14 protein-coding genes, 2 tRNA genes and 3 pseudogenes are annotated in these 19792 nt (G+C 73.0%); 15 read left to right on the top strand and 4 right to left on the bottom strand.

The annotated features are described in order from the left end of the window. Window positions 1–787 precede the first annotated feature (787 nt). The 3 genes from FYW95_RS11105 to FYW95_RS11095 all read left to right on the top strand — a co-directional run bounded on the left by FYW95_RS11105 (window position 788) and on the right by FYW95_RS11095 (window position 3718). Window positions 788–1396 (top strand): DUF1707 SHOCT-like domain-containing protein, encoded by a 609-nt coding sequence (locus tag FYW95_RS11105; RefSeq protein ID WP_159943052.1) that lies wholly within the window; start codon window positions 788–790, stop codon window positions 1394–1396. A gap of 151 nt (window positions 1397–1547) precedes the next feature. Next, window positions 1548–2153, top strand: coding sequence for a SanA/YdcF family protein (locus FYW95_RS11100; RefSeq protein ID WP_159942982.1), 606 nt, complete (start codon window positions 1548–1550; stop codon window positions 2151–2153). Window positions 2154–2257: 104 nt separating this feature from the next. Further along, the gene (locus FYW95_RS11095; protein WP_159942981.1) at window positions 2258–3718 is read left to right on the top strand and encodes a hypothetical protein; all 1461 of its coding nucleotides are present in this window, start codon (window positions 2258–2260) and stop codon (window positions 3716–3718) included. Window positions 3719–3737: 19 nt separating this feature from the next. Here the strand turns inward: FYW95_RS11095 and FYW95_RS11090 are convergent, their stop codons facing one another. Then, a complete protein-coding gene (locus FYW95_RS11090) occupies window positions 3738–4445 on the bottom strand; it encodes a SanA/YdcF family protein (RefSeq protein WP_159942980.1) in 708 nt (235 codons plus the stop codon). 200 nt (window positions 4446–4645) lie between these two features. On the opposite strand from FYW95_RS11090, the gene FYW95_RS11085 reads away from it, so the two are divergent. Further along, a complete protein-coding gene (locus FYW95_RS11085) occupies window positions 4646–6214 on the top strand; it encodes a DUF885 family protein (RefSeq protein ID WP_160050319.1) in 1569 nt (522 codons plus the stop codon). 71 nt (window positions 6215–6285) lie between these two features. On the opposite strand, the gene FYW95_RS11080 is transcribed toward FYW95_RS11085, so the two are convergent. Both FYW95_RS11080 and FYW95_RS11075 read right to left on the bottom strand, forming a co-directional pair. Further along, window positions 6286–7323 (bottom strand): N-acetylmuramic acid 6-phosphate etherase, encoded by a 1038-nt coding sequence (locus FYW95_RS11080; RefSeq protein ID WP_159942978.1) that lies wholly within the window; start codon window positions 7321–7323, stop codon window positions 6286–6288. An 86-nt stretch (window positions 7324–7409) separates the two neighbouring features. After that, entirely contained in the window at window positions 7410–8396 is a 987-nt protein-coding gene (locus tag FYW95_RS11075) for a MurR/RpiR family transcriptional regulator (protein ID WP_159942977.1), read from the bottom strand. A gap of 201 nt (window positions 8397–8597) precedes the next feature. Between FYW95_RS11075 and FYW95_RS11070 the strand changes: the two genes are divergently transcribed. From FYW95_RS11070 to FYW95_RS11045, 6 genes are all read left to right on the top strand, one after another. After that, complete coding sequence (locus tag FYW95_RS11070; RefSeq protein WP_370462995.1) at window positions 8598–10472, top strand: AfsR/SARP family transcriptional regulator; 1875 nt, start codon at window positions 8598–8600, stop codon at window positions 10470–10472. A gap of 136 nt (window positions 10473–10608) precedes the next feature. Then, complete coding sequence (locus FYW95_RS11065; protein ID WP_159942976.1) at window positions 10609–10797, top strand: hypothetical protein; 189 nt, start codon at window positions 10609–10611, stop codon at window positions 10795–10797. A 145-nt stretch (window positions 10798–10942) separates the two neighbouring features. After that, window positions 10943–11015 (top strand) — tRNA-Lys (locus tag FYW95_RS11060). A 175-nt stretch (window positions 11016–11190) separates the two neighbouring features. Continuing rightward, window positions 11191–11263: transfer RNA gene (locus FYW95_RS11055), tRNA-Lys, on the top strand. Between the two features lie 429 nt (window positions 11264–11692). Continuing rightward, window positions 11693–12178 carry a septum formation family protein gene (locus FYW95_RS11050; protein WP_160050318.1) on the top strand — a complete coding sequence of 162 codons (486 nt, stop codon included), beginning with the start codon at window positions 11693–11695 and terminating at the stop codon, window positions 12176–12178. 246 nt (window positions 12179–12424) lie between these two features. Then, window positions 12425–13018, top strand: a complete 594-nt coding sequence (locus FYW95_RS11045; RefSeq protein ID WP_160050317.1) for a septum formation family protein — start codon at window positions 12425–12427, stop codon at window positions 13016–13018. An 84-nt stretch (window positions 13019–13102) separates the two neighbouring features. On the opposite strand, the gene FYW95_RS11040 is transcribed toward FYW95_RS11045, so the two are convergent. Further along, window positions 13103–14734 carry an alpha/beta fold hydrolase gene (locus FYW95_RS11040; RefSeq protein ID WP_159942973.1) on the bottom strand — a complete coding sequence of 544 codons (1632 nt, stop codon included), beginning with the start codon at window positions 14732–14734 and terminating at the stop codon, window positions 13103–13105. Window positions 14735–15056: 322 nt separating this feature from the next. Between FYW95_RS11040 and FYW95_RS11035 the strand changes: the two genes are divergently transcribed. From FYW95_RS11035 to FYW95_RS11015, 5 genes and pseudogenes are all read left to right on the top strand, one after another. Then, window positions 15057–16136, top strand: coding sequence for an ABC transporter permease (locus FYW95_RS11035; RefSeq protein WP_159942972.1), 1080 nt, complete (start codon window positions 15057–15059; stop codon window positions 16134–16136). A 2-nt stretch (window positions 16137–16138) separates the two neighbouring features. Beyond that, window positions 16139–16864: pseudogene (locus FYW95_RS11030) on the top strand (ABC transporter permease); the annotation flags it as partial. Between the two features lie 36 nt (window positions 16865–16900). Continuing rightward, window positions 16901–17768, top strand: a pseudogene (locus FYW95_RS11025) (ABC transporter ATP-binding protein); the annotation flags it as partial. Then, a complete protein-coding gene (locus FYW95_RS11020) occupies window positions 17762–17950 on the top strand; it encodes a hypothetical protein (RefSeq protein WP_159942970.1) in 189 nt (62 codons plus the stop codon). The pseudogene FYW95_RS11025 and the gene FYW95_RS11020, both read left to right, overlap by 7 nt. Continuing rightward, a pseudogene (locus FYW95_RS11015) lies at window positions 17947–19616 on the top strand (ABC transporter substrate-binding protein). The gene FYW95_RS11020 and the pseudogene FYW95_RS11015 overlap by 4 nt, the downstream one beginning before the upstream one ends. Window positions 19617–19792 lie beyond the last annotated feature (176 nt).

Raw genomic sequence — 19792 nt, 5'->3', positions numbered from 1 at the left:
GAGTCCGGAGGGCGCCCGCGTTCTCCCTGGTCAGGGCATGTTTTGCGGAACTGGGTTCGAATTCCCTGCGGAGGTTTTCCGGAGTGCGGTAGGGGCGTCGTCCTGACCTGCGGTTCTCTGGCGGATCATGGTGTCCTTAACCCTCTTTAGGGAGTATCCGGAACTGGTGCCCCTGGATGCCGGAGTGCGGTGGAGTGCCTGCTCCGAAGGGAAATGGAGCGGGGAGGAAAGGATGATCCTCCGGAGTTGATGCAGTATGACCGAAATCTCTGGGTAAGGAAGGGATACGAGTGGCCCCCGGGCCGGGGGTGGCGGCAGGGGCCGGAGGACGCCGAGACGGGCGGACTCACGCGGTGGCCGCTTCCGGACACGCTCTGTGCGGGAGGTGTCCCGGTGCGAGATCGTGTACCCCACGGGGGGAGAGAAGTACTCGTGTGGTTCAGGACTCTGCCGGGGTCCGTCCTACCCCGGCAGAGTCCTCAACCACCCTAGAGAAGCGGTACCCCGCCCCCGACCGTTCCAAAGCGCGTACCGACGCCGACCTCGGCCCCCACGGGGGCGGCGCCGCGGCGGTCGCGGAGGCCGGCGCCTGGCGGGGGCGCGCACACGTCCGCCAGGGCCCACGGTCACCGCTCCTCCAGGCTCTGTGCCCGTTTCCCCTCATGCTCTACCGTGGGTGTGACAAAAGAGCGGAGAGGAGCGGGACGAGTCCGTGCCCCCCAACCCTGTACCCCCTAATCCAGTGCCCTCCGACCCGGAGTCCCCGGCCGGGTCCGGCCGGGGCCGCATGCGCGTCTCCGACGCCGAACGCGACCAGGTGGCCGAGGTCCTGCGCGAGGCCGCCGCCGAGGGCCGGATCACGCTCGACGAACTCGACGAGCGGCTCGACGCGGCCTACGCCGCCAGGACCTACGACGACCTCCAACCCCTCACCGAGGACCTGCCCTCCGGTCCCGGCGCGCCCACCGGCCCCCTTCCGCCGGTGGTGGACAACCGCCCTCCGGAGTTCCGCGACGGGGGCGGGGCCCTCGTCATCCGCTCCCCGGGCACCACCGTCTCCCGCAAGGGCCACTGGCAGGTGCCGCCCCGGATCGAGGTGGACAACCCGTACGGCTCCACCCGGCTGGACTTCCGCGAGGCCTACATCCCCACCACGCTCGTCGAGGTGCACCTCAACGCCTCCTGGGGGTCGGCCGCCCTCATCCTGCCCGAGGGGGCCACCGCCGAGGTGGACGTGGACACCGCCTGGTTCGGGAGCCTGCGGGTCGACGTCGACTCCGTCCGCAGGACCTCCGGCACGCACTTCGTCATCACCGGGCAGTGCCACGGAGGCGGCCTGTCGGTCCGCTACAAGAGGCCCTTCTCCTGGGCGAACCTCGGCGGCCTCGGCTCCTGAGGGGCCCTCGGGAGCCCCCGGGAGGCACCCGGCACCACCGCGCACCCGGGGCCGGGCCGCCCCCGGATACGCCATGATGGGGTGCGAGCGATCCCGCGCGGGGCGGGAACCGGGGCGCTCGCGCGCCGGACGAGGACGAGGAGCGGCAGGCGTGGGTGTGTGGATCTCGGCGGTCCTGGGAGGAGCGTGCGCCCTGGCGCTGGCCCCCTACGGCTGGACCTACCTGGCCAGCGCCGGACGCCGCGGAAGCGTCGACACCGTGCCGCACCGCCCCGTGGCCGTGGTCCTGGGAGCCGCCGCCTGGAACGACGGACCCTCCCCACTGCTCGCCCGCCGCCTGGACCTGGCCGTGCGCCTGTACGAGACGGGCCGGGTCGAGCGCGTCGTCGTCTCGGGCGACAACCGCGAGGTCTCGCGCCGCGAGACCGACACCATGACCGCCTACCTGGTCGAGCACGGCGTACCCGCGGACCGGATCGACGCCGACCGGTACGGCTACCGCACCTGGGACACCTGCGTGCGGGTACGCGACCTGTTCGGCGTGCGCGCGGCCACCATGGTCACCCAGTCCTTCCACCTGCCGCGCACGGTCGCCCTCGCCCGTGCGGCCGGGATCGACGCCGTCGGCGTCGGCGACCCCAGCATGGGCGCCCGGCGCCGCTCCACCGTGATCGGCTACGCGCGCGAGGTCGGGGCCGCGCTCAAGGCCCTGCGCGACGCGCTCCTGCGCCCCGCGCCCGCCCGCGCCGAACCGTGACCGCCGCCCGCGCCGAACCGCGTCGGCCGCTCCCGCCACCGCCACCGCCAGCACGCAGCCCCGGCCGGTACGGCGGCGGTCCTGCGGCTGGGACAATCAGCCCCATGAACGCGACCACGGACAACGACTTCCACGACGGCGCGGAGAACGTGGACTGGGCGGCTCTGGCACCCGAGGGCGGCGCGCGCATCCCCGAGCTGCTCGGACAGCTCGCCGGGAGCGACACCGCTCTCTCCGAGCTGCACGACATCATCCGCTTCCCCGCCCCCGGACACCTCGCCGCGCCCAGGGCGGTCGACTTCCTGGTCGACACCGCCTGCGCCGAGTCCACCCCGGCCACCGACCGCTGGCGCCCGCTGAGCCTCCTGCTGGAGCTGGTCGCCGGGCACGCCGAGGACCGCCTCCCCGAGCCCCGCGACCTCGACCAGTGGCGCGAGGAGGTGGCCTGGGCCACCTCCAACGACGCCGACACGGTGCGCGAACAGTACCGCTCCTGGGCGGAGGAGGCCCCCGACGAACAGCACCACCACCGCATGCGCAACCGGCTCGCCGTCATGGAGCGGCCCGGCGGCGCCGCGCTCCTGCGCGCCGAACTCGAGACCCACGAGGCCGTCCGCGCCCGGATCCCGGACCTGGTGGGGCTGCTCCGGGGCCCCGACAACCGCGGGGGCATGGACCGCGCGGGGGAGTGGGTGAGCTACCTGCTGGGCTTCCTGGCCGCGAGCGTCGCGAACACCGCGGACGCCGAGCGGATCACGGCCGAGATCACCGGCGCCTCCCAGGTGCTGCTCGCCAAGGACCTGCGCCCGGCGCCCAAACCGCCCACGAGCCTGCGCGACGCGATGACCATGACGGACAGCGGCGAGCCGCTGCCCGCCGAGCTGTTCGCCCTGGGCCTGGTGGCCAGTCCGACCGACACCGACACCTCCGTCGGCCTCACCCACCAGATGGCGGGCGGCAACCTGTACAACTCCTTCGCCGCCGCGGTGGCGATGGTGCTCATCCACGGCGAGAACACCCCGCGCGAGGCGCTGCGCCGCATCGGACGCGGCGGCGGCACCACCGTGGGCTACGAGGGCCTGTTCAACGAGTCCTGGCCGCACTGCGGCGGCCACTCCCCGCGGGTGCTGGGCTTCCTGGCGCTGGGCCGCGCCGGTGACCGCGCCCGCCGCCTGCGCCTGGACATCCTCCCGGGCCTGGTCAAGGGCGAGGAGGACTCCCGCGCGGTGGTGACCGGGGCGGGGCTGGAGATGGTGCTCGGCCCCCGGAGCAAGGGGTACACCGCCGAGGAGCACGCCGCCGCCGACTACGACGAGGAGACCCTCAAGGTCCTGTGGGCGATCGCCGAGCTGCCCGACTCCGCCTGGGAGGACGAGGAGTTCCGGGACACCCTGCGGGCCTGGGCGCTGCCGGACGACCCCGAGGGGTTCCGCGCCCTGGCGGGGGTGGAGGCCGAACCGGAGCCCGAGGACGAGCCCGCCGCCCCGGCCGCGGGGCCGGGGCGGGCCCCCGACGCGCCCGGGCCCGGCGGTCTGCTCGGGCGCCTCTTCGGCGGCGGACGCTAGCAGGACGGCGGCCCGCGGGTCACCCCCCGCCCGCGGGCGCCTCCCCGTCCGGGGCCAGGGCGTCGTCCACACCCGTCTCGTACTCGCCCAGGAAGGTCGGATCGGGCCGCAGCACCGCCGTGCCCAGCGCCGCCACGGCGGCCGGGACCTCCCGCAGCCATCCGTACACCGTGGCGAAGGTGCGCTCGCGCAGGCTGGAGTCGGCCACCCCCACCGCGTCGATCCCCGCCGCACGGCACAGCCGCACCGCCCGGGGCAGGTGGAAGTCCTGGGTGACCACCGTGGCCTCCGCCACCCCGAACACCTCGCGGGCCCGGGCGCACGAGTCCCACGTGGAGAACCCGGCGTAGTCGCCCACGATCCGCTCCGGCGGCACCCCCGCCGCCACCAGGTAGTCGCGCATCGTGTCGGTCTCGTTGTAGTGCTCGACGCTGTTGTCGCCGGTCACCAGGACCGCGCGCACCCTGCCGTCGAAGTACAGGCCGGCGGCGGTGTCCAGCCGCCGGGCCAGCAGCAGGCTGGGCTGCCCGTCCGGGCGCACCCCGGCGCCCAGGACCAGGGCCACCGGGCGCTCCGGAACGGTCGCGGCGGTGTGGCGGTGGTCGGCGGTGGAGGAGAGCACCCACACGAACGGGGCGCACCCCACCGCCACCGCCAGTACCGCCAGCAGGAACAGGCGTCGCAGCGGCCTCCGGCCGGAGGCCGTGGCGGGGTCTGAGTCAGTCACGCCCGGAAAGACGCCCGGCCCGGCTCCGGAGTTCCGCCGCCGCGCTCCGCGGTTCGGTTCCCGCCGGAAAGTTCCCCGGTGTTCCCCGGCCGTCCACCGTTTCCCCACTCCCCTCCGCCGTTTCCACCCTGAACGGAGTGGTCGGTGGACGGGCCCGAAACCGGCTGACGGGATGGCCGGGGCGCCGTTAGAGTCGCCGCATGTCCAACCAGTTCCAGAACGACGACCTGCCCCCCAGGATCAGGGCCCTCGCCGACCTCATGCCGGGGAACATGCGCGAGGGCTCCGGCATGCACGAGTACGACGGCCGGGTCGCCGACATGTCGCCCGACGGGGTCCGCGCGGCCCTCTCCCGGCTGGGCGGAGACCCCCTCGACGACCCCCACGACGAGGCCCACCTGGCCGCCTTCGAGAACGCCCTGCGCTACGAGCTGGGCGAACTCCAGCTCCACCGCGCCAACCCCCTCTACCACCTGGGCGAACTCGACCTGTCCGCCTACGACCGCGAGTACGCGCCGCGCGCCGAGCGCGACGCCGCCCGCGTCAGGCACCTGACCGCGTGGCCGCGCGTGGTCGACAACGCGATCGCCGCCCTGGACCGGGTGCCCGGGCCCGTCGCCGAGGCGCTCCTGGGCGCCGTGCGGGGAGCGGCCGAGGGCCTCCCCGACGACCTGCCCGCCGACGTCCGCGAGGCCGCCCTCGCAGCCCACGCCAGGCTGGTCGCCCACATCGAGCGCGCCGCCGGGGAGGGGCCCGGAAGCGCCGCCCTCGGCGCCCGCGAACTCACCCGCCTCATGGGCAGCGGCGAGGCCGCCGAGGTGGACCTGGCCGACCTGGCCGCCCGCGCCGACGCCGAACGCGACCGCCTGCGGGCCCGCCTCGCCGAGTCCGTCGCGCGCCTGGCACCCGGCCGCGACACCATGGAGTTCGTCCGCGAGCTCACCCGCCAGCACCCCGACACCGACGGGGTCCTGGAGGCCGCCCGCCGCTGGACCCGGCTGGCCCTGGACTTCACCGCCGAGCGCGGCCTGGCGCCCCACGGCGACGGCGAGTGCCGGGTGGACGTCTCCCCGCCCTCCCAGCGCTGGGCCACCGCGATGATGTCCTGGTCCGGCCCGTGGGAGGCCGACACGCCCTCCTTCTACTTCATCACCCCGCCCGACGCCTCCTGGACCAAGGAGGAGGCCGAGGAGTGGCTGGAGATGTTCAGCCACACCACCCTGCCCGCGGTGAGCGTCCACGAGGTGGCGCCCGGCCACTTCTCGCACGGGCGCGCCCTGCGCCGGGCGCCCGGGCCGGTGCGCCGCGCCCTGCACTCCATGACCTTCGCCGAGGGGTGGGCGCACTACGTGGAGGAGGTGTGCGTGGAGGAGGGCTTCGGCGCCTACGCCGCCGAACGCCTGGGCGACCCCTCCTGGACCGCCGACCACTTCGAGGCCGGCGTGTGGGTGGAGGCGCTCATCCGGGTCACCCGCCTGTCCGTGGCCATCGGTGTGCACAGCGGCACCATGACCGTGGCGGAGGCGGCGGCCCGGTTCGCCGAGGACACCCCGCTCCAGGGCCCGGCGGCGCTGTCCGAGGCGCGCCGCGCCACCTTCGACCCCACCTACGGGCGTTACACCTGGGGCAAGCTGGAGATCCTCCGGCTCCGGGAACGGGCGCGCGAACTCTGGGGCGGGGAGTTCACCCTCCAGCGCTTCCACCGGGCGCTGCTCGACCTGGGCTCCCCTCCGATCGGCCTCATCGGCACCGCGCTCGAACGCGGCTGACGGCGCGGCCCGAACCCGCCGCCGCAACGGCGCTCCCCGGGCGCGGGGCCCGGGTAGCGCCGTACCCCGGCCTACCCCCGGGGCTCCTGGCCCGGCACGCCGAGCCCGGTGAGCGCGGCGCGCACCCGGCCCCGCGCCGCGTCCAGCGCCCGGGCGGCCGTCAGCGCGTCCACCCCGGCCAGCAGCGACACCAGCGCCACCCGCGTGTCACCCCCGGCGGAGTTCAGCGCCTCCGCGCACACCTTCTCCTCCATGCCGGTGGCCTGCGTCAGGATCGTCACCACCCGTCCTCGCAGCTTGCCGTTGGTGGCGTCCACCCCCACCATGAGGTTGGAGTAGGTGCGGCCCATCCGCACCATGACCGCCGTGGAGAACGCGTTCAGCGCCAGCTTCTGCGCGGTCCCCGCCTTCATCCGGGTGGACCCGGCGATCACCTCCGCGCCCGTGGACACGCCCACGTGCACGTCCACCCCGGACGCCAGCGGCGCCCGCGGGTTCGCGCTGATCAGCACCGTGGCGGCCGAGCGCTCCCGGGCCGCCTCCAGCGCCCCGCCCACGTAGGGCGTGCGCCCGCTGGCCGCGAGCCCGACGGCCAGGGACCCCGGGGCGACCCCGGCCGCGTCGGCGCGCCCGGACTCCCAGTCGTCCTCGATCCCCTCCACGGCCCGCAGCAGCGCCTCCGCGCCGCCCGCGTGGTGGGCCACCACCCAGTCCGCGGGCACGCCGTAGGTCGGCGGCAGCTCGGCGGCGTCCTGCGCGGCGATGCGCCCCGACGTTCCCGCGCCGAAGTAGTGGATGGCCGCCCCCCGCTCCAGGGCCGCCACCCCCAGTTCCACGGCACGCGCCAGCTCCGGCAGGACCGCGCCCACCGCGGCCGGGACCGTGACGTCCTCGGCGTTGATCTGCCGCAGCACCTCCAGCGCCGGGAGCAGGTCGATGTCGTGGGTCCCCGAGTTGCGGGCCTCCGTGGGCGCCCGCACGATCACGGCCCCGCTCCCCTCCACCCGTTCCCAGGACGGTTCGGCACCGGTCCCGCGCGGGGTGTTCCCGCCCTCCGCCGGGGTGTCCGGCCCGCTGTCGTGCACAGCGCTCTCCTGTTCGGTCCGCACCCGTGCCGTTCCTTTCCGTCAGAGCACCGGACGCGCCCGGCTCCGCCGCCGCTGCGAACGGCACGACGGGGCCGACGCGTACCGGCTCAGCCGTCGCTTGGGTCCGTGCTCCTGCCACCGGGGTCCTCGCCCCGGCGGCGTCTGCGGTCGTCGTTGATCCGCAGGCCCCGCACCGCCTCGAAGGTGGTCTCCAACGCGGTACGGCTGTCGGTGTAGCGGCTCTGGGCCAGGCCCACGAACAGGCAGTCCACCACGGTCAGCTGCGCGAGCCTGCTCGCCGTCGCCCCGGAGCGGAACGTGGTCTCCCGGGCCGCGGTGGTCAGCACGTGGTCGGCGAACCCGATCGCCGAGCGCGGGAAGTTCGTGATGGCCACGGTCACCGCCCCGCGCCGCCCGGCCTCGGTCAGCGCCTGGACCGTGTCGATGGTGGTGCCGCTGTGCGAGATGCCGATCGCCACGTCGCGCCGGTCCAGGACCGCGGCGCTCGTGAGCATCACGTGCGCGTCCGACCACGCGAACGAGGTCAGGCCGATCCGGTGCAGCTTCTGCTGCAGGTCGGCACCGACGAACGCGCTCGCGCCGACCCCGTACACGTCGATGCGCCGGGCGCCCGCCATCGCGTCGATGACCCGGCGCAGCACGTCCACGTCCAGCGCGGCACCGGTCTCCTCCACCGCGCGCGCGTCGGTGAAGGCGATCTTCTGGACCACCGTGACGAGGGTGTCGTCGGGGTTGATGTCGCTGGACAACTCGGGGGAGCCCGAGCGCGCGCCGCGCGCCTGACCGGCCTCGGTGGCCAGGGCCAGGCGCAGCTCCCGGTAGCCGCTGAAGTCGATGGTGCGGCAGAAGCGGATCACCGTGGCCTCGGAGGTGGCGCAGTCCTTGGCCAGCTGGGTGATGGAGGAGGCGGCGGCCCGCTCGGGGTCGTCGATGACGCGCTGGGCCACCCGCCGCTCGGCGGGGGCCAGGGAGGGAAGGAGCGACCGGATGCGCAGCACGGTCGTGGGGACGGGCGATGCGGAGGCCTTCTCGGTCTCCTGCCGCTCGCCCGTAGGCTTCGGGATTTCCGCCATGGAGGAAAGTTTCTTTCGGTCGTGGTGCAGAGTCAACGCGGTGATGGGAAAAAGCGGGAGAATCCAGGATTCCAAGGGACAGCCCTAGCGGCAAGTACCCCCCGCCGATTGCGATCTCCCAGCTCAGGCGGCACCCTGGAAACAGGGGCGCCGCCGCTCACCCGCAGGCGCGGGCGCCCGCCGCGCAGGGGGGATGGTGCTGTGGCGCTGAGTGACCCGGCCGGGCGTCGGCGCGACGCGGACGCCGCCCGGCGGACCACCGCGGCCCGCCAGGACACGCGGACCCGGCGGACCGCCGTGTCCCGCACGGGTACGGCCGCACCCACCGCCCGCGGACTCCGCGTGGGCCTGCTCGGCCACTTCGGCGTCGAGACGGACGGGGGCCCGGTGCGGCTGCGCGGTGACAAGCGCCGCGCCATGCTGGCCACCCTCCTGCTGCACGCCGGACGCACCGTCTCCACCGCCGACCTCATCGAGCGGATCTGGGCGGCACCGCCCTCCCCGGCCGCACGCAGCGCCCTGCAGGTCCACGTGGCCCGCCTCCGCGCCGTCCTCGACGACCACTGCGGCACCCCGCTGATCGCGGGCGCCGACGGCGGCTACCGGATCGACCTGGACGAGGAGGAGTGCGACCTGCTGCGCTTCCGCTCCCTGGTCCGGGGCGCCGCCGAAGCCGCCTACCGGGGTGATCCGGACACCCGGGCCGATCTGCTCATCCAGGCCCTGGGGCTGTGGCGGGGCCCGGTCCTGGCCGACGTGGCCAGCCCCGTCCTGCACGAGCGCGACGTCGCGCCCCTGACCGAGGAGCTCCTGCGCGCCGCCGAGTCGGGGTTCGGCGCCGCGCTGGCCCGGGGGGACCACGAGCGGGTGGCCGACCAGATCGGCCCCGTCGCCGCCGACCACCCCGAGCGCGAGCCCCTCATCCGGGTGCAGATGCTGGCCCTCTACCGCAGCGGCCGTCCCAGCGAGGCGCTGCGCGTGTACGCGCGCACCCGCCGGGTCCTGGCCGAGCGCCTCGGCGCGGACCCGGGCCGGGAGCTCCAGGAGACCTTCCACGGCATCCTGCGCGGTGATCTCGACCGGCCCCCGCGCACCGCCCCCGTCCCGCGCCAGCGCGACTCCGTGGAGGGCGCCGCGCAGGGCGCGGGCGCCGACCGGGCGGGCGGCCCGGTCCCCGGGGCGCGGCCCGCCCCGGTCCACCCGCCCGAGCCGATCCCCCTTCCCCCGGCCCCGGCGGAACTGCCCGCCGCGCCGCCCGCCCTGGTGGGGCGTGAGGAGGCCCTGGCCGAACTGGACCGACTGGCCGGCCCGCGCGGTTCCGCGCCGGTCAGCGTCCTGGTCCGCGGGCCCGCCGGGGCGGGGACCAGCGCCCTCGCGCTGAGCTGGGCGCACGCGGTCGCCCCGCACTTCCCCGACGGGCAGGTCTACGTCGACCTGCGCGGCGGCGACGGCGCCGCGCGCGATCCCGCCGAGGTGCTGCGGCGCCTGGTGCGCTCGCTCTCCAGCGAACCGGGGGAGGGCGGCGCGGACGCCGAGGAGTCGGCCGCCCGGCTGCGCACCCTCCTGGCCCGCAGGCGCGTCCTGTTCGTGCTGGACAACGCCTCCTCCACCCGCCAGGTGCGCCCCCTGCTGCCCGGCGGCACCGGCTGCGCGGCGGTGGTCACCAGCCGCTGCTGGCTGACCGACCTGCTGGTGCGCGACGGATTGCGGGCCCTGCCGGTGGGGCCGCTGCCCCCGGGCGCCGCCGTGGAGCTGCTGCGCGCGCACGCGGGACCGGACCGGTGTACCGAGCCGGTGCTGCGCCGCCTGGCGCACCTGGCCGGGTTCCTGCCCCTGGCCCTGCGCATGGCGGCGGTCTGGCTGGAGACCCACCCCCAGCGCTCCGCGGTCGAGCTGGTGCGGCGACTGGAGGCGGTGGACCCGGCACGCGGGGGCACTCCCACGGCCCGGATGGCCGCCGTACTACGTGCCGGGCCCGAGGAGGGCCGCCACGGCCGCGGGGAAGTACCGGCCGCACCCGACCCTCCTGAACCGAGTGTCGGCCACGCGTCTTACGTTCGGCTTTCACCGAGGTGAGGAGCCGTGGCCGGTCGCGTGGAGGCCCGGCGGCGCCGGGTCCGATTCCACGGCAATCTCACCGCGGGGTCATGAAATCGGTCGGATATGTCCATGGGGGTCCTCACCGCTCACGGGAGTCGCTAGGGTCAACCCCATGACACAGAACAACGATCCCAACAACATGGACCCGGCGGGGACCACACAGCACTTCCGCCGCTTCGTCGACGAGAACCCGGAGCCGGAGGAGCCGGCGCGCCGCCCGATCCTGCCGCTCGTGCTCGCGGGTCTCGGCGTGGTTCTGGCCATCGCCGTCGTCGTCGCGCTGGTCATGGCCTTCGCCTAGGCCGGGCCCCTCCTCCCGGAGCGCGGTACACGGGACCGGGCGCCCGGCCGGTCCGCTATCGGTTCGCGGCCACCCCCGCGGTCCTGCTAGAGTTAACGGCGTCGCCAGGGGCGCGGCCCACGGGGCCGGTGCCACGGCACGGCGGGCGTCATTAGCTCAATTGGCAGAGCAGCTGACTCTTAATCAGCGGGTTCGGGGTTCGAGTCCCTGATGACGCACAGCCCAGCGGCCCCGGAAGGAAGGCAGCACCTTCCTCCCGGGGTCTCTTGCCTGCCCGGTCGCCCGCCCCGCGCGGTGTGATCCACGACCGGCCCGGTGAGGGCCCGGAGAACTCCGGGTGTCGGGTAGAGTGAGACGCGTCGTCGCGGGCCAGCGGCCCGGCGGTGACATCGGGCGTCATTAGCTCAATTGGCAGAGCAGCTGACTCTTAATCAGCGGGTTCGGGGTTCGAGTCCCTGATGACGCACACGAGACGAGGGCCCCGGTCGGTTTCCGACCGGGGCCCCGTCGTCTCCGCGGTAGGGAGTGAATTCCGGCGGAACACTTCTCCGCGGTTTTCCGGGAGGCCGTACCGCTGTCGCTCAACGCGTTTCCCCCGGCACTCCCGGTGCCGTTTCCGGAATGGTATCCACTACGCTCCGCCCATGGTCCCGTCGCACTGAGCCACAAACGGCGTTCTTCGTTGACTGTCGTCACCGTGTGGTGTTCTCGCTCCTGACCGAGAACGCCATGCGGGCAGGAAACCGCAGGACACGGGAGCACTGGGTGACGGAATTACTCCTTTCCGTGTCCACTGGGAATCAGATTGACATAAACCCGCAGCTGGGGAATTGTTACGATCCCGCCATTCCTGCCTGGGTGGCGGATCCCCATGCATAAATTTCGGAGTATCCCCATGTCTACCCTCTCCCCCGTTCTGCGCGCCGCCGGCGCGTCCGTGCTCGCCGCCGGCACCGTCCTGTCCCTCAGCGGCTGCGGCGCTGTCATGTCCCTGCTGGGACAGGGCAACGTGATGGAGCTCAACGTCGGCGACTGCTTCGTCGAGTCGTCCATGAACACCGCCCTCGCGGACAGCGAGGTCAGCGACGTCCCCCTGGTCGACTGTGCCGAGGAGCACGACTCGGAGTTCTTCTTCTCCCACGAGATGACCGAGGACGAGTACCCGGGCGACGCCGCGACCCAGACCCAGGCGGAGGAGATCTGCACCGGCCAGAACTTCACCGACTTCGTCGGGGTCTCCTACGACGAGTCGGAGATCTACGCGGCCTACCTCTACCCGACCCAGGAGACGTGGGACCTGCTCAACGACCGCGAGATCATCTGCTACGTCAACACCCCCGGTGAGATGGTCACCGGCACCCTCGAGGGCGCCAACCGCTAACCGCTGACCGCCAGCGGTTTGAGGCCAGCGAAGGCCCTGTCCCGCCTTCGCCTCCCGGCCCCACCCGCCCCCCACCTCCGGGTTCTCCGCCCTCGGTGACACACCACACGTGGAGTCCGAGCACTTCGGAAAGTTCCTTTCGTTGCGGCTCGGGGCGGAACCTTCCCCGGGTCGCGTGCATCTGGACAGGTACCGCCGATCCGTCCCCCGTCGGCCTGAGTACCTCAACCACCCAGTGGAGACCCCATGCTGTCCGACCCGCGCCGCCCGCTGCTCGGCCGCCTTTCCCTCGGGACCCTCACCATCGGCGCCGCCCTGGCGCTGACGGCGTGCGGCCCCCTTCCCCTCCTGCCCCCGGCCTTCCAGAACGGCGGGGACGACGCGGCCACGGTCTCACCGGAGCCGACGGACACCGGGACGCCCGCCGAACCGGTGGAGACCGGGACCACCGCGCCCGCCGGGCCCGAGGACACCGGCGTCGACGCGGTCTACGTCGGGGACTGCCTCAACGAGATGAGCACCAACGCCGACGACTCGGTCTCGGAGGTGCCCAAGATCGAGTGCTCCGAGCCGCACGACTACGAGATCTACCACGCGGGGGACCTCGCCGACTCGGACACCTACCCCGGTGAGGACTCGATCGCCGAGATGGCGGGTGAGCTGTGCGTCGGGGAGTTCGAGGCCTTCGTGGGCCTGGACTACGCGAGCTCCCGCCTGGAGGTCCTCCCGCTGTACCCGACGGAGGAGGGCTGGAACGAGCTCTACGACCGCGAGGTCCTGTGCCTGCTCTCCGACCCGGCCGGGCAGACCACCGGCTCCCTGGCGGGCTCGGGGATCTAGGCGCCGCCACCGGCCCCGGCGCGCTGAGCGCGTGCGACGGCCCGCACCACGGGGGTGCGGGCCGTCACCGCGTACGGGCGGAGGTCAGAGCCCCGGGCCGCCCGCGCGGAGCGCCTCGCTCAGCGGCAGCAGCTCCTCGGCCTCCGGTTCGGCCTCGGCCAGCGGCTCCGCCCCGACCTCGGCGGGGGGCAGCCCCTGGCAGGTGGCGTCCTCTGGAGCGGCCCCCTCCACCAGGTAGGCGTCCACCGCCTCGGCCACGCAGTCCAGGCCGAAGGGCGTGTAGAAACCGTGTCCGCCGTCGCCCGTTACCGTGACGAACGCGTGGTCCAGCCGCTCGGCCATGGCCGCTCCGCCCTCGTGGGGGGTTTGGGCGTCGAACTCCCCGGCGATGACCAGCCCCTCGGGGTAGCCGTCGCGCTCCAGTCCCACCGGCGGTTCGGCGGGCTCAAGCGTGCTGAAGGTGCACGGCTGGGGCACGGCCCGGTACGCGCCGGTCCCGTACGGGTGCTCCTCCCGGTACCTGCGCGTGTCCGCCCGGTACAGGCTCAGCCGCCGGGGCCACTCCTGCTCGCACAGGACCGCGTTCTGCAGGTCGGGGGTGGCGCCCTGGTACTCCCCGGGGACGAGGAGGCTCAGCCCCACGAACTCCTCGGGCATGGGCTGGTCGTTGACGAGGAACCAGTGGTAGGCGGCGAACAGGTTCCAGTTGGCCTGGTAGCGGGAGTGTTCTCCCACCTCGTAGTCGAACATGGTGCCGTCGTAGTACTCGACCGCGGGGTGGCCTCGGTAGGGCTCCTCGCGCAGCCGTTCGGAGGTCGCGTCGAGGGTCGCGTACACCTCGTCCGGAGTGGCCCCGAAGCCGAAGGCGTCGTCGTGCTCGGCGAGCCAGGCGGTGTACCGTTCCATGTTCTCGCTGTAGGCCCGGGACTGCCAGAGGAAGGCCTCCCGATAGGTGAGCTCGGGGTGCATCGACGAGTCCAGGACGCTGCGGTCCAGCCGCTCCGGGAACAGGCTGCCGTAGACCGCGCCCAGGTAGGTGCCGTAGGAGTAGCCGAGGTAGTTCGCCTTCTCCTCGCCCAGGGCCGCACGGATGACGTCCATGTCCCGGGCGGTGTTGGCGGTGGTCATGTGCGGCAGCAGGTGGCCCTGGTTCTGTTCGCAGGCCCGCTGGTAGGAGATCGCGGCGCGCGTGGTCTGGGAGAACTCCGCGTCGGTCGGGCGGGTGTGGACGGGCAGGGGTTCGGCCTCGCAGTCCAGTCGGGGGGAGGAGCCGCCGCTGCCGCGCGGGTCCATGCCGATGACGTCGTACACCTCGCTGACCCGTGTGTCCCCGAGCATCCCGACGCCCGTCTCCAGGTCGAGGGGGAGGGGCATGGCGCGCCCGTGTCCGCCGGGTCCTCCGGGGTTGGTGAGCAGGATGCCGCGCCTGCGGTCGGGGTCGGTGGCCTCGGCGCGGCTGATAGCCACGGTGATGCGCTCACCGCCGGGGTCGGAGTAGTCGAGGGGGACCTCGACGTCGGCGCACTCCAGGCCCCGGAGGTGTTCCTCGGAGCAGGGGGCCCAGGCCGGTTCCTGGTCGTGGAACCCGGCGAGCGCCGGGTCGTCGGCGGGGGGACCGGTGGGGTCCGCGGCGACCGGGGAGGCGGCCGCGAGGGAGGCGGCCAGGGCGGCCGTGAGGACGCCCGCGGTCAGGGTGGTCGTGCGTGTTCGGCGCACAGGGGGCCTTTCACGTCGGGAACCCGTGTGGGGACGGGTTCGGGGGCGTGTCGGAGTGGCCACCGTAGACAGGAGCGGTCCGTGACCAACACTCACAAAAGTCATATGGGGGAGATGTGGCCGGATACGGCCATCACACGGACACTTTTATGCGCTGTTTTGTGACGCTCTGTTCGTTTCACAGTGCCGACCGTGTCGCGCGTTGGCCGCCGTTTGGTCGCGGGGGTGGTGTGCGCCACATCGATCGGGTTGCCGTGTCCATCTATTAGGAAACTTTCCTAATAGAAACATGGTCCTCCTGTCCCACCCCCCAAGGAGCCCCGTGGCCACCGACATCGCGGCCTCCCCGCCGCCGCCGCGGGCCGACGTCCCCCCGGCGCGCGCCGACGTCCCCCCGCTGCACCTGTGGCGCCACCACGCCCTGGTCAGGGCCCGCAAGGCCGTCGTCGTGGTGTTCGTCGTCGCCAACACCACCTTCTTCCTCGGCCGGGCCATGCCCGGCGACCCCGTCGACGTGATGGCCGGACGCCTCACCCAGGGCGGTATGACGATCGAGGAGGCCCGCGCCATCGCGGCCGACTCCCTGGCCTACGATCCCGGCGCCCCGCTGTACCAGCAGTGGTGGGACTTCCTCGTCGGCCTGGTCACCCTCGACATGGGCATGACCATCGACCGGCCGGGCCGGAGCGTCACGGAGGCCGTCGGCGCCTACCTGTCCTGGACGCTGTTCAGCATCGGCGCGGACACCGTCATCGCGGTCGGCCTCGGTCTGGCCCTGGGCATGGTGATGGCCTACCGCCGCGACCGCTTCCTGGACCACCTGCTCAGCGTGCTCGCCTCAGTCCTGGGCGCCGTGCCCGACTACCTCATCGCCATGGTCCTGGTGGTGGGCGGCGGCATGTACCTGGGCTGGTCCAACCCCATCGACCTGCGCGGCACGGTCAGCCCGGACGTGGAACCGGGCCTGACCGCCGAGTTCGTGGGCGACGCCCTCTACCACGCGGCGCTGCCGATCCTCACGTACGTGCTCGCCATCACCGGCACGTGGATGCTCGTCATGAAGGCCTCCACCACCGAGGTCCCGGGCGAGGACTACGTCACCGTCGCACGCGCCCGGGGCCTGCCCGACCGGCGCGTCGCCGTCTCCCACGTCGGGCGCAACGCGGTCCTGCCCCTGGTCGCCCAGATCGCCACCTCCTTCGGCACGCTCGTCGGCGGCGCGATCTTCGTCGAGCAGGTCCTGGCCTACAAGGGCGTCGGCGGCCTGCTGCTGGACGCCGTCAACTACCGCGACTACCCGCTCCTGCAGGGCCTGCTCGTGATCATCACCTCGTGCGTGGTGGCCGCCAACCTGGTCGCCGACCTGCCCTACAGCCGCCTCGACCCCCGCATCCGGAAGTAGGTCCCACGGACGTCACCGCGATCTGGGGCCCGGCGAGCGCCGAGCACTGGCTCGGCACCAACCACGAGGGCAAGGACACCTTCGTCCAGCTCGTACTGGGCGGACGCGAACCCATCACGGTCGGCGCCACCGCCGCCCTGGTCACCGTCGTCATCGCGGTGGTCCTGGGCGGCGTCGCCGGGTACGTCCGCGGCCGGGCGGACCACCTGCTGCTCCAGATCACCGACATCACGATGGCCATCCCCTTCATCGTGCTGATGCTGGTCGTCGCGTCGTTCTACCGCACGTCCTCGCCGATGGTGGTCTCGCTCACCATCGGCCTGGTCACCTGGCCCTACCTCATGCGCTCCATCCGCGCGCGGGTGCTCAGCCTGCGCGAGCGCGAGTTCGTCGAGACCGCCCGGCTCCAGGACCTGGGCACCGCGCGCATCCTCCTCGTCGAGGTGCTGCCCAACATGGCGGGCTACGTCTTCGTCAACTTCATCATCGCCGTCACCAACGCGATCTACGCGGTGGTCGGCATGTACCTGCCCGGACTGCTGCCCAGCACCGCCGACAACTGGGGCCTGATGATCCAGCAGGCGTGGGACAACAACGCGTTCCTGCTGCCCCGGGCCGCGCCCTTCCTCGTCGCGCCGATGGCCATGATCATGCTCTTCCAGATCGGCCTGGTCACCATGACCCGCTCCCTGGAGCAGGCCCTCAACCCACGACTCCGGGACAGGTGAGCCCGCCATGACCGACCACCCCCGACCACCGGACCGCTGCTCTCCGTCCGCGGCGTCGACGTCGGCTACCGCACCGGGCGCCGGAGCCGGGTGACGGCGGTGCACGACGTCTCCTTCGACCTCCACCCCGGCCAGTCCATGCCCCCGGTGGGGGAGTCCGGCTGCGGAAAGACCACCCTGGGCCTGGGACTGCTCCGGCTCCTGCCGCGCACCGGGGTCGTCTCCGCCGGACAGGTCCTCTTCCGCTGCAAGGACGGCCACCTCGTCGACGTGCGCACCCTGGCCCGCGAGGACCTGCGCCGCTTCCGTTGGAACGAGGCCGCCATGGTCTTCCAGGGCGCCATGAACGCCTTCAACCCCGTGCCGCGGATACGCGACCACTTCCTCGACACCTTCCGCGCGCACGCCCCCGCCCGCCGCCCGCGCGGTGAGCTGCCGGAGGAATCCGCCGAACTGCTGCGGACGGTGCGGCTCGACCCCGCCCGCGTGCTGGACGCCTTCCCGCACGAGCTCTCCGGGGGATGCGCCAGCGCACCCTCATCGCGCTCGCCCTGGCCCTGCGGCCCCAGCTGCTCATCCTGGACGAGCCCACCACGGCGCTGGACGTGCTCACCCAGCGCTCCGTCGTCGAGCGCCTGGCCGAGCTGCGCGAGGAGCTGCGCTTCGCGATGGTCTTCATCACCCACGACCTGGGCCTGGCCGCCGAACTCGCCGACCGCGTCGGGACCATGTACGCCGGGCGCCTGGTGGAGACCGGCGCCACCCGCGACATCTTCCACCGCCCCGGCACCCCTACACCTCGGCGCTGATCTCCTCGGTGCCCCCGGTCCGCGGCGGCCTGCGCGTCCCCGAACCGCTGCCCGGCGGCCCGCCCGGCGTGGGGGCGACGCCCCCGGGGTGCTCCTCCTCGTCGGCCGCTTCGGTGTCCTCACCGGGGCCTTCCTCACCCTGACCAGCGCCTGCACGGCCGCACTCACCCCCTCCGGCACGGCGGAGTCCGCCATCAGCACCGTCACGGTCGGCCTCGGCCTGGTCGTGCTCTGCCTCGGACTGCTCGCCGTCCACCTGGAAAGGAAGCGACAATGACCCCCACCCCCCACCCCGGCCACCTCAGCCGCAGGAAGCCGCTGCGCGCGGTCGGCCTCGGCGCCGCGGGAGCCGCCGGAGCCGGGCTGCTCTCGTCCTGCGCGGGCGGCGACGCGGCCCCGGGCGGCACCACCCGGTTCACCGGCGTCTTCGGCTTCGACCTGGACGCCCAGACGCGCAACGTCGCGGTCGAGGACGGCGCGCTGCTGATGAACTCGGTCTACGCCGACCTCTCCCTGCCCGCCGGGGCGTTCTACAACTGGGAGACCCACGAGTGGGACCACCTGCTCCTGGAGGGCAGCGCGTGGGAGGGCGACGACGAGCACACCGAGTTCAACGCCGAGTTCATCGAGTTCTCCCCCGAGGAGATCATCACCAGCGGCCCCTACACCTTCGACCGCGCCCGGACCTCGGACGCGCGGATCACCCTGGTGCGCGAGGAGAGCGGCTACCAGGGCACCGAGGTGGCCTTCGACGAGGTGGTCGTCCACAGGGGCGACAACCGCCAGGCCGCCCTGCTGGTCCAGCAGGGCGAGGTCGACTACTCGCCCCTGGCCACCTCCGCCGCCGACCAGCAGGCCTTCCAGACCGTGGAGGGGTTCCGCTGGGGCGAGCACCCCGGCTACGACGGCCGGGGGCTGATGTTCAACTTCAGGGCCAAGCCGGAGCTGAGGGACCCCCGGGCGCGCAAGGCGCTCAAGCACGTCCTGGACGGGGACCAGATCGGCCGGGTGGCGCGGGGTGAGGCCTACGACCCGGTGAAGTACTACGCCGGGCTGGTGGACCTGCAGGCCGAGCAGATCTTCACCGCCGAGGAGCTGGAGGGGTTCGACACCTACGACCAGGATATGGAGCGGGCCACCGAGCTCCTGGAGGAGGCGGGCTGGACGAAGGAGGGCGGGGTCTGGCACACCCCGGAGGGGGAGGAGGCGAGTTACGAGATCATCGGCGTCGCGGGCTGGGGGACTTCGAGCTGACCGCCACCCAGGCCGAGGAGGCCCGGAACGACTTCGGGGTCAGGACCACCGCGCGCAACGTGCCCGCGGACAACCCCTGGGGCATCTGGGCCGCCGGTGACTTCGAGGTGGCCGTGCGCCACTGGGGCGACCCCGAGATCCCCAGCTACTGGGGCCCCTTCCAGATGAACTACCTCGTGGGGAACGCCGGCACCGGCGACACCCCCGGGCAGTCCTTCGACCTGGAGGTGGACAGCCCCAGCCGGGGGAGGGTGGACCTGGTCGCGCTCGTGGAGACCGCCAAGACGGCGCCCACGGAGGAGGAGCAGACCGAGGCGCTGAAGACGATGGCGATCGTCTTCAACGAGCTGCTGCCGCGCATTCCGATCCGGACGTACACGTACCTGGCCCCGGCCCTGGAGGGGGTGCGCGTGGCCTCCTTCGACGAGGACCACCCGGCGGCGCGCAACCAGATCTACCGGGACAACCACGTCATGCTCGCGCTGATCCAGGGCGACCTGAGGGCGTGGAGTAGCGGGGGCGGTCCGGAGGGCCGGGCCGCGGCGGTGTGCGGGGGCGCGACCGGGGGTCGCGTCCCCGACGCGTGTGCGCGTGTGTTCTTTTCTGTCGGTTTTCCTTCCTTTAAGGGATTTGTGTGGGAATATAGCTCTCGAAGCTTCACAAGCGAGTGTCGTGGCTTCGTGGGATGAGTGTCGTTTTCCGGGACTTTCGTCCCTGGACAAAGGCGCGGGCGGTCGTTTCCTGGTTCGTCTTCATCGTGTCCCACTGAAATCTCGTGTCCGGCCTGAAAAGGGCGAAAGGCAATGTACTACCAGTTCAGGGCGGTGTGGAAGAGAATTCCGGCTTCGACGTAACACGACCCGAA

Origin of the sequence: Nocardiopsis sp. FR4 (genome assembly GCF_009830945.1) — a bacterium.
GTDB lineage: Bacteria > Actinomycetota > Actinomycetes > Streptosporangiales > Streptosporangiaceae > Nocardiopsis.
The sequence above is the reverse complement of the archived record's forward strand: the minus strand, read 5'-3'. Positions and strand labels throughout refer to the sequence as shown.

Excerpts from the sequence above, each read along its gene's own strand:
- FYW95_RS11105 (WP_159943052.1), top strand. The coding sequence starts at position 788 with ATGCGCGTCTCCGACGCCGAACGCGACCAGGTGGCCGAGGTCCTGCGC.
- FYW95_RS11095 (WP_159942981.1), top strand. The coding sequence starts at position 2,258 with ATGAACGCGACCACGGACAACGACTTCCACGACGGCGCGGAGAACGTG.
- FYW95_RS11085 (WP_160050319.1), top strand. The coding sequence starts at position 4,646 with ATGTCCAACCAGTTCCAGAACGACGACCTGCCCCCCAGGATCAGGGCC.
- FYW95_RS11075 (WP_159942977.1), bottom strand. The coding sequence starts at position 8,396 with ATGGCGGAAATCCCGAAGCCTACGGGCGAGCGGCAGGAGACCGAGAAG.
- FYW95_RS11065 (WP_159942976.1), top strand. The coding sequence starts at position 10,609 with ATGACACAGAACAACGATCCCAACAACATGGACCCGGCGGGGACCACA.
- FYW95_RS11050 (WP_160050318.1), top strand. The coding sequence starts at position 11,693 with ATGTCTACCCTCTCCCCCGTTCTGCGCGCCGCCGGCGCGTCCGTGCTC.
- FYW95_RS11045 (WP_160050317.1), top strand. The coding sequence starts at position 12,425 with ATGCTGTCCGACCCGCGCCGCCCGCTGCTCGGCCGCCTTTCCCTCGGG.